The organism is Shewanella sp. FeAMO (assembly GCF_053653955.1).
This window is the reverse complement of the sequence record NZ_CM132201.1, coordinates 4,162,084-4,178,330: the sequence shown is the minus strand read 5'-3', so window position 1 is coordinate 4,178,330 and position 16,247 is coordinate 4,162,084. Positions and strand designations below refer to the sequence as shown.

Below are 16,247 nucleotides of genomic sequence, written 5' to 3'. Positions count from 1 at the left end.
TCACTTTATTGGCATTCAAGCTTGTCATGGGGCGGCATAATCGTCAGAATTCACCTCTCCACCAAGGAAGCCATATGTGCGGCGCCGGTTGTATCCTGTGTGCCAATAGTCACTATGCTTCCTGCCGAATTTATATCAGCGAGCCCTGGATGGGCCCAGGCCTTAAGGCCATCGAAAAGGATTGTTTTGAAAACTGCTATTGTCGTTCAGTTTCCCATTAGGCTTCTGGTTAATCTAGGCCAAGCGTTACCTTCCCCTTTATTTGCTTTGCATACGCACCTGGCAAGCCCCATTAGCCATGCCAAGTTGGTTTTATGTTTGATGGGTGCCTTTGGGCTATCTCATTATGCCGTTTCGATTTACGGGCTCGGCTATCTCTTTACTGTTAACAACAGGAGTCTCAAATGACAGCTGCCAAATTGATTTTACATTCCCCGAAGCAGGTCGGTGCCCCGCAGTTGCAGCTGTTGACGCCGCTGGCTGACGGCCGTCAGCAATTGCTTTGGCAGTATGAGTTGCCCCAGGCCGAGAATAAAGTGGTGCTGAGCGCCTTCTACAGCGACAGTGAATTTGTGGTCGCCACCCGCTCCGGGCAGATCTATGCCGGTGATATCGAAACCGGGCCTCGGCTGATGGTCAATCTGCCAAATGTCGGCATCTATGGTCATGGTTGGCTGGATAAAGACAGAGGCGAGTTCTGGTATGTGGCCGAGCAGCCAAGAGGGGATGATGAATATCCCTGTCTTCTGGGCTGGTCGCTGGCCGACTGGCGACCGATTAAGGATATCTGGTTGCCTGAATATCTGGATGATCGCCGCCTTGGCAGCACCATGGTGCGGCGCCGAGACGGTTGTTTTTTATTCTATGAGCGTGAATGCGACTCTCTGGCGCAGCGGGAGCATGGCTTCTGGTGCACCAATGTGGTCGATGGCCAGAGCCGATTTCACCGGATTGAGGGCAAACCGCAGCTTGAAGCTAGCCGTTATTCGAGCATACACCTTTGCCCTGAGCGGCAGTTGGCCTTATTGCCGGTTTCTGAGTGTCTGTTGGATGAGAGCGGTGACAGTCCACGCATTGGGTTGCAGTTGCAACTGGTGGCACTCGAATCCCTTGACGTGCTTTGGCAACAGCCGGTGTTTTGGTTTGACAGCCATGATGGCTTGTTGGATCCGGATGAGTTTTCCACTTTGCTTGAGTCGCTCAGGAGCGGTGAAGATGCCTGTGATGAAGAAGAGCTGACTGACGCGCTCGAAAGCCTGTCTGACGGGCTGAGCGGTATCCGCCTTTGCCGGGATGAAGCCGCTTTTTGGCTGAGGTTGCGTAGTGGCGAGCTGATTAAGGGCTATCTGGCGCCAGAGGAACACTTCCGCCTCAAGGCGTTGTCGCCTCGCTATCGCGCCAACGAATGCCCACTCCCCGGCGACGAAGCCAATCCCTTTGCCCTGGTTGCCTTTGACCACTATGACTATCAATTGACCTCACCCACGGCTAATCGTTTGTTGCTGGTGGGGTTCGAGATATATGCACTGGATACCAGTACTGTCACGCCCATGCTGCCAGGGGACGCCGATTGCCAGAGTTTGCCCTGTTACTTCTGGCCTAAACCTGAATTAGTGATGAGTGAGCAGCAGAGCCTGGCCCATGGTGAGGCGGGGCTCAATATTATTGAGGCCGATTATCTGGAACTGGGGGAGTGTTTGCTGGCCAGCGCCAAAGAGATGGTCGGCCGTCTGGCCGACTTACCAAACAGCGCCAAGGGTGAGCGCCTGGAGTGGCGCTTTAATGACAGAAATGGCAGTGAATGGACCGAGGCGCAGTTTGTGGCCGCGCTGATAGTTGTGCCGGGCGGCGCCGAGCTGTTGGCCGAAGCCGTTGAGAAGCTGCTGGCCTATCCTGATGCGGCAAGTCTGCGCAGCGGCGCCGATAAGCCGGCCTTGTCGGATACAGTGCTGGCGCTGGCCGGTGATGACATAGCTTATCTGCCTTTGTTGGCCCGTTACTTCAATATGCTGGCTGATGGTCCAGGCGCCGCCTTCCATCAACAGCACTCAGTGCCGCTTATTCAACGGCGCCACGGCCAGGGGCTGCTCAAGAGCCGCCAATATCGCCGTTTTGTCCAGGATTTGCCCTGGCCGATTTCCCCCGCCTGATTGCAAATCACAGGAATAACTCAATGAATGCCAATGTAAGAACCAATATCCGCCTGCAACAGGCCAAGCTGTTTTTTATCGGCCCAGAGCTTATTCAGGTTATCCAGAGCGCTGATGAGGCCGACACCCTGTTGTGGCAATGTGAGTTGCCGGGAACCGAGGATGGCGAGCTGGCCTTGTTGCAATGGCTGGATGACACTCGCTTCCTGGCCTTGGGCCAAAATGGACTGCTTTTTGTCTGCGATTATCAGGCGCGCAGTCGTGAGCTGGTGCTGGATTTGCAAATCACCGGAACCCCCGGGGCCTGGCTAGATAGCCACAAACAGACCCTGTGGGTGGTCGGGCGGGTGGGCGTCGCTGCGCGCCGCGGCCACAGCTTGCTCAAGGTCGATCTCGCGGCCATGGAGCCGGTGCAGCATTGGCCTGTGAGTGCCGAAATCGAGCCTGAGTCACTGATTCTGACCCGGGATGGACGCGTGGCTTTTTATGGTCGCAATGAGCATGGCGGTTATCGCTTCCGCTTTCAGCAACTGGTGTATTTTGACCCGTCAAACGAAACCTGGTCCGAACAGCCTCTTCCGGGGAAACCGGCTCCAGTGCAGGTTTCAACGCAGGATTATTGGTTCCAGAACCGTGCCAACGGCCTTATCTCTACCCTGGCCGCCGATGGCGTGAGCCGTCATCAGGCCGAGGGCGAGCCTGTGCGTTACGAAGCCAGGTTGCAGCTGATAGATATGAATCTCGGCCGTCAAATCGATGCCGGGGTGCGCTTGCCGGCCATGGCCGATATTTGTGATGAATATGATGCCGAAGCGGTTCAGGAAGCGCTGGAGCGGATTGCCGCCGGTGAGATATCCCATCAGGATAACGACGAATGGCAGCAACTGCTCAACAGCCTGACTTCCAGCTATTTTTGTGAGCAGGATCAAGTCTTCTGGCTGGGCTGGAAAGGGGGGGGGATGCAAAAGGTGTCGCCGAAGGGCGAGAGGCTTTCCCCTCTGTACCAACTGGGTAGCCAAGATGCGGCGGGGCAGTGGCGGCCCTTGAGCCACTATGGTGGTGATCTGGTCATGATTAAGGGGGTTAACCAAGGGCGGCTCTGGTTGGCATTCGGTGATCTCGATGAGCCCAGTCACTACTCGGTCGACATCGATTCCCAAGCTGCTGTGCCCCAGAGCCTGCTGGCTGCCGAACAGCAAAAGTGCCCGCTCAATTGCTGCAGCTATCAACCCAAGCCGCTGCAAATTCCCAGCCAACTACAGGCCGAGCCTTGCCCCAGTGGCAGGGTGACTCTCTATTGTGACGATCTGACATCAAATCAAGGCAGGTTGCAACTCTTGCAGCAGCTACTGGCGGTGCTCCCCAAATTGGAGCAGAGCCTGGGGGAGGTGTGCGGAGCGCCCTTAGCCTCAGTAACAACCAGAGCCGGCTGGCTTGACCGCTTGAAGCAGAAAATAACCCATAGTGCAGTTACTGAGCCTGGCAGGCTCTGGTTTGCCTTTGTCGATGGTTTGGGGAACCGGCACAGTGAATACGACTTCTTCCACTATGCCGTGCGTCTGGAGCAGGGGCCTGAGTTGATTGCGGCCATCCTGGCGGCATACTGCCGTCTGCCCCAGGCCAGGTGTTTGCTGGGAGCCGAGGGGCAGCCAGTGCTGGCCGAGGCTGCCTTGGCGCTCAGCCAGCACAGGCAGGCTTTGCCGCAACTCGCGGACTATTTCAATGTTCTCAGCGCCTTGCCTGTGCATCCATTTCATATCAATCGCACCTTGAAAGTGATCTTTGCCGAACATCAGGGCTCGCAAGAGCTGGCGGCTTTCCTGGCGGCGGTCCCAAGCCCCTATAACGACCCGGAGTTTAAGCAGGGCGAGAAAGGCGACTATGACGACGATGACGAATTTGACGACGAAGATGATGACTATAAGTAACTGTCATTTATGAGAAAAGGATAAGGAAGTATGTCATTCACAAGTTCGCCGGTTGGCGACGGTAAACTCATCTATATTGACCCGGACAATGGCTGCCCTTGCCTGTATCTCTATGAAGCGGCAGACAGTGGCTCTGGCTATCGACTCATTTGGAGCACAGACTTTCCCAAGGCCGAGGGCATTATGCAGGTCAGTGGCTGTTTTCATGGAGTACCCGGGCGTGAGCAGAGTTGCGTTATCTGGGATCAGCAAGGCTGCCTCTACTTGGTGGATCTGGCGCAACGGCAGCAGCAACTACTCGCCGAAACTGGGATAGCAAACCTCAAAGTCGTAGTATTGAGTGATGGCCGAACACTGGCATTATTGGGTGAAAATAAGTCTAGCTATTGCTACGAAGTCTGTCTCTGGCACTGGCGGGATGGCAATGCTCCCGTGCCCTCAGCCGTTCAGTGTATCAACCATGAGGTGGATAATCAGGGCGGCCCTTGGGCCGAGGTCGACGAGACCGGACTGCCGGACAGAGTGGGGCTGAGTTTTACCGATCGCCTCTTTGCCGGGCCGGATAACAGTTTGATCTTGCACTGTCACCGCAGTGAGCGCGATGAGGTGGAGGCTTGGCAATTCCTGCTGCGGTTGGACCCCATGGCTGTTGTGGGCAGTGATCTTAGCCAAGTTCAATGGCAGGGAAGTTATCCCGAACTCTTGCAATTATCGGCCATGCCTCTGCCCACTCCGCCAGGAAACGAGGCACTCTGGGAGTGTGCCCTGGCGCTGGATAGTGAGCGCGGCGAGCTTATCCTGCCGGCAATGACTTTAAGCCGGGCGCAGGATACTGAAACCGAGGCGCTGGCGTATCAGTTGCAGCGTATCGACTTGCGCCTTGGCCGCGAGATAGGGCGTTTTTGTGTGCGTCATTATACCGACGAGCAACTGGCCGGCGATGCCAACATGCTGTTGGGCCCGGCAGATTTAGACAATTTGGCCTGGCAAAAGGCGCAGGGGCGTTTCTGGCTACAGCTGGATGATATCGCCTACTGCAATGACGAAGCAGCGCTTTGGCTTTGCTGGCATGGTGGCGCGACCCGCAAGGTTTCTCTGGACGGGCAATGGCGCTCACCCCTGTATCTCCCGGATGGCAAGCGTGATTTATACCATGCCGATGAAATGAATCTGCTCGGCAGTGGCGCTTTGCTGACCGACTGGGAGTATCTGTGGAGTTTCAACCCCAATCCAGCCTTGGATGCGGCCAGCCGGCTAGATACTGAACCGGCTGCCATGGAAGCGAGCTGCGACATTGCTACAAGCAGCGAATACTGGCGCAGCTTAAATAGTGCAACTGCAGAACCGCAGGAGATCCCCCCTCTACTTGGATATAAACGGATTGAGGTCAACAATCTGCAATCCGAGAGTGCCAGACTCGAGGCTCTGACGACCTTGATGAGCGAGGCCTTGCGTGGTTATGAATCTCTCAAATCAGGCCAAGACCTGCGCTTTGGATTTTATGATGCCGATGAGAGCTGGGATGAAGCGCAATTTTTTAAAGCCGTCATGACTCAGGAGCCGGCCTGGAATCTGATGTTGCAGTTGCTGCTCTCATTCATACGCGACAAATCATGCCACAACTGCTTTAGTGACCCGGCACTGGGTAAGCCGGCGCTGGCAGATTGTGCGTTGCAACTGGGTTTGAGTCACAGTCGATTTTTGCCTATGGTGGCGCGCTACCTTAAGTGTATCGATCTGGATCATGAGTTGTTTTTCCAGCAGGACGGCCATTTGCAGGACTTGCTGGAGAAGTATGCCGATACCCTGGAGGGTAAGCAGTTTTACGACCTCTTACCTGCCGAGCTTCGCCCCGAGGATGGGGCTTATCTGGACTGAGTTCAATGCAACAACACGCTTTGTGTGGCTCTGTCTCAAGTGTGTCGCCCCAGCTTAAAGCCAGAGCCCTATGATCTGAAGAACGAGGAAATATGTCATTCACATGCTCGCCGGTTGGCGACGGGAAACTCATCTACATCGATGCGGACAATGGCTGCCCTTGCCTGTATCTCTATGAAGCGGCAGATACGGGCTCGGGTTATCGGCTCGTCTGGAGCACAGACTTTCCCATGGCCGAGGGCACTATGCAGGTCAGTGGCTGTTTCCATGGGGTGCCGGGGCGTGAGCAGAGCTGTGTTATCTGGGATCAGCAGGGCTGTATCTACTTGGTGGATCTGGCGCGTCGGCAGCAGGAGTTTTTGGCTCATACCGGGATGGAATATCTCAAAGTCGCGGTATTGAGTGATGGCCTAACCCTGGCATCACTGGGCGAAAATGACCGGCGCTGCTGTTACGATTTAACGCTCTGGTACTGGTTGGAGGACAGGGACCTCTCGCCCTCGGCTGCCATGCAGCTGAATGATGAGGTGGATAATCAGGGCAGCCCTTGGGCCGAGGTCGATGAGACCGGACTGCCGGATAGCATGGGGCTGAGTTTTACCGATCGCCTCTATGCCGGGCCGGATAACTGCTTGATCCTGCATTGTCACCGCAGTAAGCGTCGTCGGCCCCAGGCCTGGCAGTTTTTGCTGCGGCTGGACCCTATGGCTGTCGTGGGCAGTGACCCCGTAGGTAGTAGCATTAACCAAGTTCAATGGCAGGGCCGTTATTCCGAGCCCTTGCAGGTGGCGGCCATGCCTCTGCCCAATCCGCCGGGGAATGAAGCGCTCTGGGAGTGTGCCCTGGCGCTGGACAGTGAGCGTGGTGAGCTTACCCTGCCGGCCATGGAGTTGAGCCGGGTAGCTGATGCTGAAACCGAGGCGCTGGCGTATCAGTTGCAGCGCATCGACTTGCGCCTTGGCCGCGAGATAGGCCGTTTTTGCGTGCGTCAATTTACCCGTGAGCAACTGGCCGATGACGCCGACATGCTGTTGGCTCCGGCCGATGTCGACAATCTCGAATGGCAAGAGGCCCAGGGGCGTTTCTGGCTACAGCTGGATGATATTGCCTACTGCAATGACGAAGCGGCGCTTTGGCTTGGCTGGCATGGCGGCGCGACCCGCAAGGTTTCTCTGGACGGGCAGTGGCGCTCACCCCTGTATCTCCCGGATGGCGAAGATGACTTATACGACGAGGAGGGCATGAAGCTCCTCAGCAAGGGAGCTTTGCTGACCGACTGGCATTATCTGTGGCGTGTCAATTCCAACGTCAATCCCAACCCCACTTTGGATCTGACCAGCCAGATGAACCAAGCGCCCGCCGCCATGGACGCGAGCTTTGCTGTGCAATTACAGCAGACAGAATGGAGCAGCTTCCATGCCCAGGCCCAGGTGCAGGATACAGTTCCCCCTTTGCTCGGTTTTTCGCGAATCGAAGTCAGGGATCTGCAGTCAGCGAGTGCGAGGCTTGAGGCCTTGGACAAGCTGGTGCTGCGGGCATTGACAGATTTTGAATCGCTCAGGTCGGGTAAAGACTTGCGCCTCGGTTTTCATGATGCCGACGAAAGCTGGGATGAGGCGCGCTTCTTTGAGGCTGTGGCCCTCCAATTGGAAGGCCGGAACTATATGGCGCGTCTGCTGGGGCTATTCATTGCCAATGAGCGGCTCCATTACTGTTACAGCGATCCACACATCAGCAAGCCGGCGCTGGCCGACTGTGCGTTGCAATTGGGATTGGCCGGCAGCCAATATCTGCCGCTGGTGGCCCAATACCTCAACTGTATCGATGTCGATCATGAGCTGTTTTTCCAACAGGATGGCAATCTGGATACCTTGCTCGGCAAGTATGCCGATACCCCTGGCGGCGAGGACTTTAACCGCCGCTTGCCATATGAAATGAGCCGTCAGGATGAAGACGATTATCAATGAAATGATGATTAACCAAAGGTAATTATCATAAATAACAAAGGGTTGTTTTGTGATTGAGATTTTGGATTTTGCCCCGTATCCAGAGAGATACGCCCGGGCCAGCGAATTGGGCCCCAGGTTGCTGAAAGTAAAGTCTGATATAGGTGGCCCGGTTCTCCATCTATTGCAGATGCGTCCGTTCGATGAAGGTGGCACCGAACTGCTTTGGGCTGCCGAGTTGAGTTCATCCAAGGGATTGGTGACCCTGAAAGGGCAAACCCGGGATGGCGCCTGTGTTTTTGGCAACCAATTTGGCGCTTTCTATCTGTACGATCCCGCGCAGCAGCAATGCCGTTTACTGCATGATTATCAAAGCAAATTTGGTAGTGTCCAGGGTGTTGTCAACAGTGATGGTGATGCCTTGCTGGTGTTGTTTTATGAGATGGACAAGGATACGGACTTAACCTTGCAACGCCTGCCTCTTATTCCTGAAGTTGGCACTGTCAGCGAGATTTCAGCCCAGCTGTATGATGAAGATTGTTTTGGCGGTGGTTATGACTATCTGGATGAGGATGGGCCTTACTTTTGTTTGAATAACACCAATCTCAATCAACGTCTTTATGCCGGGCCGGACAACAGCCTGCTTATGCATGTCATAGATGAAGACGAAGAACTGCACTACATGGTTCGCATTGATATCCAGGGAGAAGGGGTGAAGTTCAAGGTATTTCTCCTGGACGATTCGGTGCTTGAATGGGACCCTGAACCTGGGGCGATTGCTGTTTGTCCGCAACGAGCCCTGGCGGCCATCCCAGTGATTCGAGAGACAGATGCGGGTGTTGTCATTGGAGTTGAATGGCTCAATCTCGACAATGGTGAGCGCTCGGAGGCCGGAGTTGTGCGGCTTTGTGAAGACGAAGAGGATGCGCTTTTCCATCTCGAACAGTTGGATACTTCTATCTGGCAGGCCGATGGGCTGTGGCTGAGTTGGTCTGATGGTTTGGTGGTCAGATTGGCATTGGATCCGCAAACGCCGCCTTTGACCCTCTTGGCAAAGGGGCAACTGCTGCATGTAGGTACAGAGTTGATCTTCTCGGATCGCGAAGAACTGCTGCGCTGCCCTTTCCCTGAGCCTGCACAGTGGCAAGGCAGCCCTATCCCGTTATCCCTGGAGTCCTGTCACTGGCAGCACAACTGGAGGCTGAGTGAGGCGCAGCGCCAGGCGCTGCAATGCTTTGGACATACGCTGATAAAGGTTGCCGATCTCGAAAGTACCGAAGGCCAACTCGACGCGCTGCGCCAACTGCAGTCACTGACTCAGGATTGCAGCAAGCTGTTGCACGGCAAGACCTTGGCCTTTAGGTTTACCGATGGTAAACAGCAATGGGATGAGGCCCGTTTTTTCCAACGTTCAGCCTGTCATGCCGAAGCCTTGCCGCTGATGGCGCAAATTCTGCAGCAGTTTTGCCGCGGTTTTGACGGCAGTGATCAATGTGATGGCGCCAACTGGGGGACGCCGCTGGCCAGTTGTGCCTTGCAGTTGGGATTACAGGATGTGCAGTACCTGCCTCTTATTACCGAATACGGCAATGCACTGGATGTTGACCATGAAAACTTCTTTGGTGGTGAAGGCGATGCCTTGTATCAATTGAGTCTGCGCCATGGCAACAGCCCTGAATGGCAAGCATTTTTGAGCTTGCACTCTGATACCGAGGAGGATGAGGAATGGGATTGAGACAATCGGCCAACAGCATGGCGAGGGTGATTAGCGATCTCTTTGTTCAGCCAGAGTTTGGCGGGGCGGAAAAAGCCCGCGACCGGAGTCGCTATTTTATTGCGCTGCTGCCCATACTGGCTATCCATTATCAGTGGCAACTGGTGTACATGTTCTCACCTTCACTGCTGCTGGCAATCCAAGAGGTCGACTTCTTTATTTCACTGTTGGCTATCTTGGCAACTGGGCTACAACTCAGCATAGGTGCTGGGTTGCTGGCAGCGCATATTGCTATTGGTCGACGGGCGTTCGGGTATTTGGGCGGTGTGCCTCTGGCATTGGTGAACATCCTGTTCGGCTTCTCTTATCCAACGCTACTGAGCATGATCCAGTTTGACAAGACTATGCCTTGGCTTGGCTTGATGTTTGCCTTGGGCTGCGCTGTTGTTTGGCTGGTGGCGCAGTTATTGATTTACCTGTTTCGTCCTCCCTTGGTAAAAGTTGAACCGGAACACCCTTTACTGGCTCATCGTAAGGGGTGCGATCCCGATCGTCAGACGCCGGCGTTGGCTTTCTTTCGCAGCAGCATGATACTGGGGATCTGCAACGGATTGTTTCTCGGATGTCTAATCTTTATGGTGCAAACTTCCGGTTCCCCTTCTTTTGCGTTGCGCTCTCTGCTGCGGCTTGAAGGGCAGGGGACAGGGACGCTCATCATGTTTTGGTTACTGCCCAGCCTCTATTTCGGCTACAGGATTATCAGTCGCAGGGCTCGTAATCTGGGGTGGTCAGTCGCCAAGACGGTATGTTTGATGCTGTTTATTACTCTGCTGTTATTACCCGGGAGTGGTGTGGTGATCAGTCTGGCCCTGTCCTTTATGGACTCCTACGCCAGTTACATCCTTATCACACTCTCTCTCATGCTGCTTTGGGGAGCTATGCTCTCGACTTCACTGCTGAATATGATGCTGCTTTGGCTGGTGCCAAAGGACCCAAGAAGCAGTCGTGAAACCCAGGCCGCCTGGATGAAGCTGAAGCAGTAGCGAAGCGGCAGACTGACAGCCAGATTCTGCCGGTTGTTGGTACTTTGTCTGTATGGGGCCCCTGTGACTGTGGGCCCCTTGGCTTTTATGAATGACACCTCCCAGACTGGGCAAACTTGCAATCAAGAGCATAAATCCTTATGGTCTTAGGCGCTTTAATCAGCAACGACTGAGCGATTCAGCAATTCATACAAGCTGGACACAAACATCTCATCATGTAACATCCTATTGATTTACGTCACTTTTCGTACGTTTTCCGGATAAAGATAATCGACTGAATGGCCACTTGCGCCTATTTTATCCGGCATGGGTCCAGCAGCGGCCCCAGCTCCCGAACGGGGACGAACAGAAGAGCAAAAATATGAAAAAACACTTCGAACTCATAGATAAAACCACTTTCTTTGGCGCCCTGGGCTTGCTGCTTGCGGTGGTGATCCCGCTGGCTCTATTTCCTGCAGAAGGCGCCGAATGGATAGCCGTGGCCAAGGCGTTTATGACGGATAAGTTGGGTTTTGCTTACCTGTCGCTCGGCTTGGCGGCATTCTTCTTCATGATTTATATCATCTTCTCGGATATCGGTCAGATTAAGCTCGGCGATGCCGATGAAAAACCCGAGTTTGCCACAGGTTCCTGGGCGGCAATGCTGTTTTGCGGTGGTATAGGCGCCAGCATCCTCTATTGGGGGACTATTGAGTGGGCCTATTACTATCAACACCCGCCGTTCCAGCTTCAAGCCGGCAGTGAAGAAGCCGTGCGCTGGGCCGCCACTTACGGCATATTCCACTGGGGGCCCATCGCCTGGAGCATCTATTTGATCCCGGCCATCCCCATCGCTTACTTCTTTTATGTTCGCAGGCAACCAGTGCTCAAGGTGTCGGCGGCCTTGATGCCTGTCATAGGTGAAGGCCGCAGTCACGGTAAGCTCGGCAAGTTTATCGATGTATTGTTTATCTTCGGTCTGCTCGGTGGGGCGGCTACCACTCTGGGGTTGGCGGCGCCACTGATCAACGAAGGCCTGAGTTACCTGTTTGATCTGCCATCGACCACAGGCAGTCAGATAGCCGTATTACTTTTGTGTACAGCGCTGTTTGCCTATTCCTCCTACAAGGGGATGGATGAAGGCATTAAGGTGCTGAGTAATATCAACTTCTGGGGTGCGCTGGCGCTGCTGGCATTTATTCTGTTTGCCGGTCCAACCATCTTTATGCTGGAAACCGGCCTGGACTCTCTGGGGCGGATGCTGAGCAACTTCTTTATCATGGCGACCTGGGCCGAGCCTTTCGGTGGTTTGGGCACCTTTGAGAACACCCACTTCCCTCAGGACTGGACCATCTTCTATTGGGCCTGGTGGTTGGTGTTTGCCCCCAGCATGGGACTGTTTGTGGCGCGGATCTCCCGTGGCCGAACCATCAAACAGATGGTGGCCGGCTCGATTTTCTTCGGCTCTCTGGGCTGTGCCATGTACTTTATGATCTTGGGTAACTTCGGCTTGTCGTTGCAATTATCCGGTGAGCTGGATGTGGTGGCGATCCTCAATGATCAAGGGGCGACCAGGGCGATATTCGCCGTATTGGAGCAGTTGCCGTTCAGCTATCTGGTGATCGCTGTTTTCACCCTCCTGTGTATCATCTTTACCGCTACTACCTTTGATTCCATCTCTTATATTCTGGCGTCTGTGGTGCAAAACAATGTCACCGAGGAACCACTGCGCTGGAACCGCTTGTTCTGGGCCTTTACTCTGTCTTTTATGCCTTCGGTACTGATGTTTATGGGTGGGCTCGCTACCTTGCAGACAGCGGCTATCGTTGGTGGTTTGCCACTCTTGGTGATAGCCGTGATGCTGATGATGTCCGGGGTCAAGGCGGCCATGTTGGACCTGAGTCATCAGGATGGTTACGAGGATCCCGTGATTAATATTTCGGATCTGCCTGAGGTCGATCCCTGGAGCCGTGAAGGCCAGGCGCTGGCCAAGTTTGAGCAATTGCGGGACAGCGCCATTGAAGCCGCCGACGCCGAGCGTGAAGCCCTGGATGCCATCTGGGAGCTGAAAAAGCAGCTGCGCCGTGAAGCCTTGAGCCGCAGTGAGTCGCACCTGGAGTTGGGGGATGCGCCCGATGAGTCACTTGCCGAGTTGCAGCGCCTCACAGATGAAGCCATGGCGGCGAAGGAACGTAAGCTGCAAGCCTCGGAGCAAGCTCAGGCTGCCCGTATTACCTTCAACGAACTGATGCGGCAGAAACAGGAAGAGGAAGCGCAGCAGGCGCAGGAAGAAGCCAAGGCGCAGATTATTGAACGCCTCAACGGCCGCGACTCGTAACCTTATGGCCCGGTTTGCCGCCCGGGCCTAAAACGGCTAGAATTTTCGCCGCATAAATCAATTGAATATAGGATGTTTTACATGAATGGAGCGGGAGGGAGTTCCGGCGGTGTCGGTCAATTTTTTATTGGCCTTACCATGATGTGTGGTGGTGGTTACATGCTGCTCAACGCCATTAGGGTATCCAGCAGTTTTGGTCTGGGCACCCGCTTGTATGGTGTCCCCGCGTTTGGCAGCCAGTGGGGGATCACAGGTGGTATGATCCTGGTGCCCTTTATTCTGGGGGTTGGGATGATTTTCTATAACGGCAAGAATATTCTTGGCTGGTTATTGGCGATTGGCTCTATCACAGCGATGATCTTTGGGGTGATCTCTACCATTCACTTTAGCCTGCGTAGCATGAGCAGTTTTGATCTCTTGGTGATCCTGGTATTGCTGACAGGTGGCATAGGTTTGTTCCTGCGCTCACTCAAAGGCAGCTGAAACTATCTTAAAGAGGCGTTGCCGCGCTAATCGGCAACGCCTCTTTAGCCTTAAAACAACTTGCCCAGCATACGCTTGACGACGCTCGACTCGTCTTGCTTGAATGGCTCTGTATTTTCTTCGGTCAGACAATCAAACTTGGCGATGATTTCCAGCAGGCGTTTGCGCTCATCAGCGGTCAACAGCCTGGACATATCCGGCAGCCGCTGTTGGCTGGCCAAGTGAATAATGAAAGACTCAGGTTGCCGCCCTTCGTGCATGGCAAAATACACAGTGGCCTGTGGCGTCACACCTATCCTATCCAACCAGAGTAGCGCCCAGAACTCCTTGTCGGCTTCAAGCTGCAGGCTCACATCGACATCGCCGATGCTTGAGTGCCCAAGCGCTTCATCCTGCCAACGCTCGGCCATATTCAGATGGCCTTCGGCAACCAAATGGTTGACATAGGCTTCCCTGACACTGGGACAGCCCAACCAGTGCAGCCCTCGTTTCCCAAGACCGCTGAGAAACAGTGCCAGTCGCTCTCCCATCTCGGTAGGCAACAGCCAGACAAAGTCTGCCACGCCAACCTTGCCGCGATAATCGCTGTAGGGATCCCAACCTTGTAGAACCGGCAGTTTCAAGGCTTGTGGTGTCAGGTTTTCCAAGCCTTCGCCGCTTTGCAAATAGGCCTGTAACTTGTCATAGACAGACTTCGCCGCTGCCGGTTTGAGTCTTTGCTCCAGACCGCGTTGCAGGCTGAGGTTAAATAGCTCAAAGGCTTGCTGCGGTAATGGGCGCTCCGGGAAACAGGCCTTGAGATCGGCAATAAACCCCAGCATGGCCGTTTCATCGCAATAGCCGAGGGCATCCAACAGCTTTTGTTGAGCCAGCCAATGGCTGCGGCCTATCATGCTGTTATCTTCGGGATCGCCTTCGGCAAAGCTTGCCAATCGCTCGAGGTAACGTTGCCAGAAGCGCTCGTTGGCCGGCGCATAGCGCGCGATACGCCTGTCTTGCAGCAAAGTATGGGCATCCAGCTGCGCCTCGCTGACTCCCAGTGCCAGCAGCTTTTGATGCAGGCTCTGTTCTGTCTGCGGATCATCTATGGCGGCATATCCTTCATAGTTTGCGTAAAACTGACTGATGCGGCTGATGAGCACCATAGGCGCCAGTTTCAAAAGCAGTTGCCAGTGGCGCTTAGCCAGGATCTGCAGTTCGGTGTGAGCCTGTGGCATTTGGCTATTTAATAGGAAAAACAGGCTGAGCAGGCCGCACTGGAAACCATCGTCCGGGAAAAACAACCAGTAGGCCGCTTGATGCTGGCTTATCTGGCTTCCGCGGGTTCCGCCATCCTTGTCGAGTAGCGAATCGGCAACGGCGGCCATAGTGCCTGCATCCTGCTGCTCCTTGGCCTCAGTGAGCCAGGCCTTGAGTGTCAAATGCTGCGGATTATCGTTATTGAAGCGGCCACCATGCCGATTGAAGACACGCATATAGGCAGTGAGGAAATGCTGCTCCAGCCAACCAAGCAGAGCCTGGGTTTCTGCCGCTGTGCACTCGGGGCGGACGAGCCGATAGGCGGCATAGGCGACGCCTCCCAAGTGGGTCGGCAACTTGTCCAGTGCCGCCTGTAGACGATCGGCAATGGCTGCATCCAACTGTGCGAAGTCACTTTGCTTGCAGGTATGGCTAAGCAGGAAAAAAGGCAGCTCATCCAAGCTGGGTAGTTGGCAGTCGCCTTGAGTTTGTCCGGAGCTCTTGCCACTTTCCGGCTCTGCCTGGGCGCTGCCAGTATCGGTTTTATCCTGCTGCCAGGGGGCGAACCTGTCGTCCATCAACCAGGCTTCGGCAACCTGTGCCTTGGGCTCAACGCCGAGCGCATCCTGCAGCGCCAGCGCCTCATCTTCCACCCTGAGCCCCAAGATCAATTGCTTTTTGACCTGATCCCGCCACAGCTCAGTGTCTTCAAGTTCCGCTTCTACCGGCCAGTCGTCCAGGCTGTAGAAGAATTCCAGTATTGGTTGGGTTTCTTCCAGCGTTTGTTCATCGGCATAGGCCAGCAGTGGGGTTTGCTTTAGACGTTTGAGCAGCTGCGCCTTAAACCAGGCGTAATCGTCAGCATGCTCGCTAAAGTGTTCCAGCAGGCTGGGGTTGACTGGATCACCCTCGGCGGTTTGGAAAAAGCAGCGGCGGCTCTGTTCGCCATCACAGTGCAGATAGGCGTGGATCAGTTCGCGGCGCCAGCCGAACTCCTCTACCAGTTTGCCCAGCAGTTCCACGGGTGTGTAGCCGCTGTCCAAATCCCAGTAAGGCACCAGAAAGGCGGCCAGATAATGACTCAGTTCGGGATTTTGCCTGGCCAGCATGTAGAGGGCTTCCACCCCGAAGACGTTGTAGTCATCGATAAAGAGATCGCTAAAGTCGTTACGACAGCGGGAGAAGGCCACCATGGCCTCGGCTGTCGCCTTGATCTCGTCCAATAGCTCGGGGAAGTTCAGCGCTGCGGCAAACAGCACGGCTTCAGTGCAATATTTAAAGGTGTGGTGCACTCGAGCGGCGCTGAGTGCATGCACCAGCAAGTTGCGGTTGCCGCCGGCATCGTCATTGCTGAGTGGCTGCTGTTGCTCGTTGACAAACTCGATATTGAACAGCAGGGAGCCTTCAAGACGAAAGGCGCTGCCATCGTGCAGGTGTTGCCGGTATTGCTGCAGCGCCTGGGCGATGCTGGCGGGATCTTGTGGCTTGAGGCTAATGCTGAGGGTTTTGTCGAACTGGGACATATTGCTTCCTTGATATTAAATTAATG

General features: G+C 54.8%; 9 protein-coding genes. 8 read left to right on the top strand and 1 reads right to left on the bottom strand.

All coding sequences use genetic code 11. The annotated features are described in order from the left end of the window. Positions 1 to 404 precede the first annotated feature (404 nt). From ACWAU4_RS18755 to ACWAU4_RS18720, 8 genes are all read left to right on the top strand, one after another. Entirely contained in the window at positions 405 to 2,150 is a 1,746-nt protein-coding gene (locus ACWAU4_RS18755) for a hypothetical protein (RefSeq protein ID WP_208125117.1), read from the top strand. Positions 2,151 to 2,173: 23 nt separating this feature from the next. After that, positions 2,174 to 4,078, top strand: a complete 1,905-nt coding sequence (locus tag ACWAU4_RS18750; protein ID WP_208125116.1) for an NHL repeat-containing protein — start codon at positions 2,174 to 2,176, stop codon at positions 4,076 to 4,078. Positions 4,079 to 4,108: 30 nt separating this feature from the next. Then, the gene (locus tag ACWAU4_RS18745) at positions 4,109 to 5,956 is read left to right on the top strand and encodes a hypothetical protein (RefSeq protein WP_208125115.1); all 1,848 of its coding nucleotides are present in this window, start codon (positions 4,109 to 4,111) and stop codon (positions 5,954 to 5,956) included. A gap of 92 nt (positions 5,957 to 6,048) precedes the next feature. Beyond that, on the top strand, positions 6,049 to 7,923 hold the full coding sequence (locus tag ACWAU4_RS18740) for a hypothetical protein (RefSeq protein WP_208125114.1): 1,875 nt from the start codon (positions 6,049 to 6,051) through the stop codon (positions 7,921 to 7,923). 49 nt (positions 7,924 to 7,972) lie between these two features. Beyond that, positions 7,973 to 9,637 carry a hypothetical protein gene (locus ACWAU4_RS18735; protein WP_208125113.1) on the top strand — a complete coding sequence of 555 codons (1,665 nt, stop codon included), beginning with the start codon at positions 7,973 to 7,975 and terminating at the stop codon, positions 9,635 to 9,637. Next, positions 9,628 to 10,659, top strand: a complete 1,032-nt coding sequence (locus tag ACWAU4_RS18730; protein ID WP_025888040.1) for a hypothetical protein — start codon at positions 9,628 to 9,630, stop codon at positions 10,657 to 10,659. The genes ACWAU4_RS18735 and ACWAU4_RS18730 overlap by 10 nt, the downstream gene beginning before the upstream one ends. A gap of 361 nt (positions 10,660 to 11,020) precedes the next feature. Continuing rightward, positions 11,021 to 12,976 (top strand): BCCT family transporter, encoded by a 1,956-nt coding sequence (locus ACWAU4_RS18725; RefSeq protein ID WP_117199975.1) that lies wholly within the window; start codon positions 11,021 to 11,023, stop codon positions 12,974 to 12,976. Positions 12,977 to 13,057: 81 nt separating this feature from the next. Continuing rightward, positions 13,058 to 13,459, top strand: a complete 402-nt coding sequence (locus ACWAU4_RS18720) for a hypothetical protein (RefSeq protein ID WP_208125112.1) — start codon at positions 13,058 to 13,060, stop codon at positions 13,457 to 13,459. 50 nt (positions 13,460 to 13,509) lie between these two features. Here the strand turns inward: ACWAU4_RS18720 and ACWAU4_RS18715 are convergent, their stop codons facing one another. Then, positions 13,510 to 16,221, bottom strand: coding sequence for a hypothetical protein (locus ACWAU4_RS18715; RefSeq protein ID WP_208125111.1), 2,712 nt, complete (start codon positions 16,219 to 16,221; stop codon positions 13,510 to 13,512). Positions 16,222 to 16,247: the final 26 nt, after the last annotated feature.

Coding starts and splice junctions, on each gene's coding strand:
- ACWAU4_RS18755 (WP_208125117.1), top strand. CDS start 405: ATGACAGCTGCCAAATTGATTTTACATTCCCCGAAGCAGGTCGGTGCC.
- ACWAU4_RS18750 (WP_208125116.1), top strand. CDS start 2,174: ATGAATGCCAATGTAAGAACCAATATCCGCCTGCAACAGGCCAAGCTG.
- ACWAU4_RS18745 (WP_208125115.1), top strand. CDS start 4,109: ATGTCATTCACAAGTTCGCCGGTTGGCGACGGTAAACTCATCTATATT.
- ACWAU4_RS18740 (WP_208125114.1), top strand. CDS start 6,049: ATGTCATTCACATGCTCGCCGGTTGGCGACGGGAAACTCATCTACATC.
- ACWAU4_RS18730 (WP_025888040.1), top strand. CDS start 9,628: ATGGGATTGAGACAATCGGCCAACAGCATGGCGAGGGTGATTAGCGAT.
- ACWAU4_RS18725 (WP_117199975.1), top strand. CDS start 11,021: ATGAAAAAACACTTCGAACTCATAGATAAAACCACTTTCTTTGGCGCC.
- ACWAU4_RS18720 (WP_208125112.1), top strand. CDS start 13,058: ATGAATGGAGCGGGAGGGAGTTCCGGCGGTGTCGGTCAATTTTTTATT.
- ACWAU4_RS18715 (WP_208125111.1), bottom strand. CDS start 16,221: ATGTCCCAGTTCGACAAAACCCTCAGCATTAGCCTCAAGCCACAAGAT.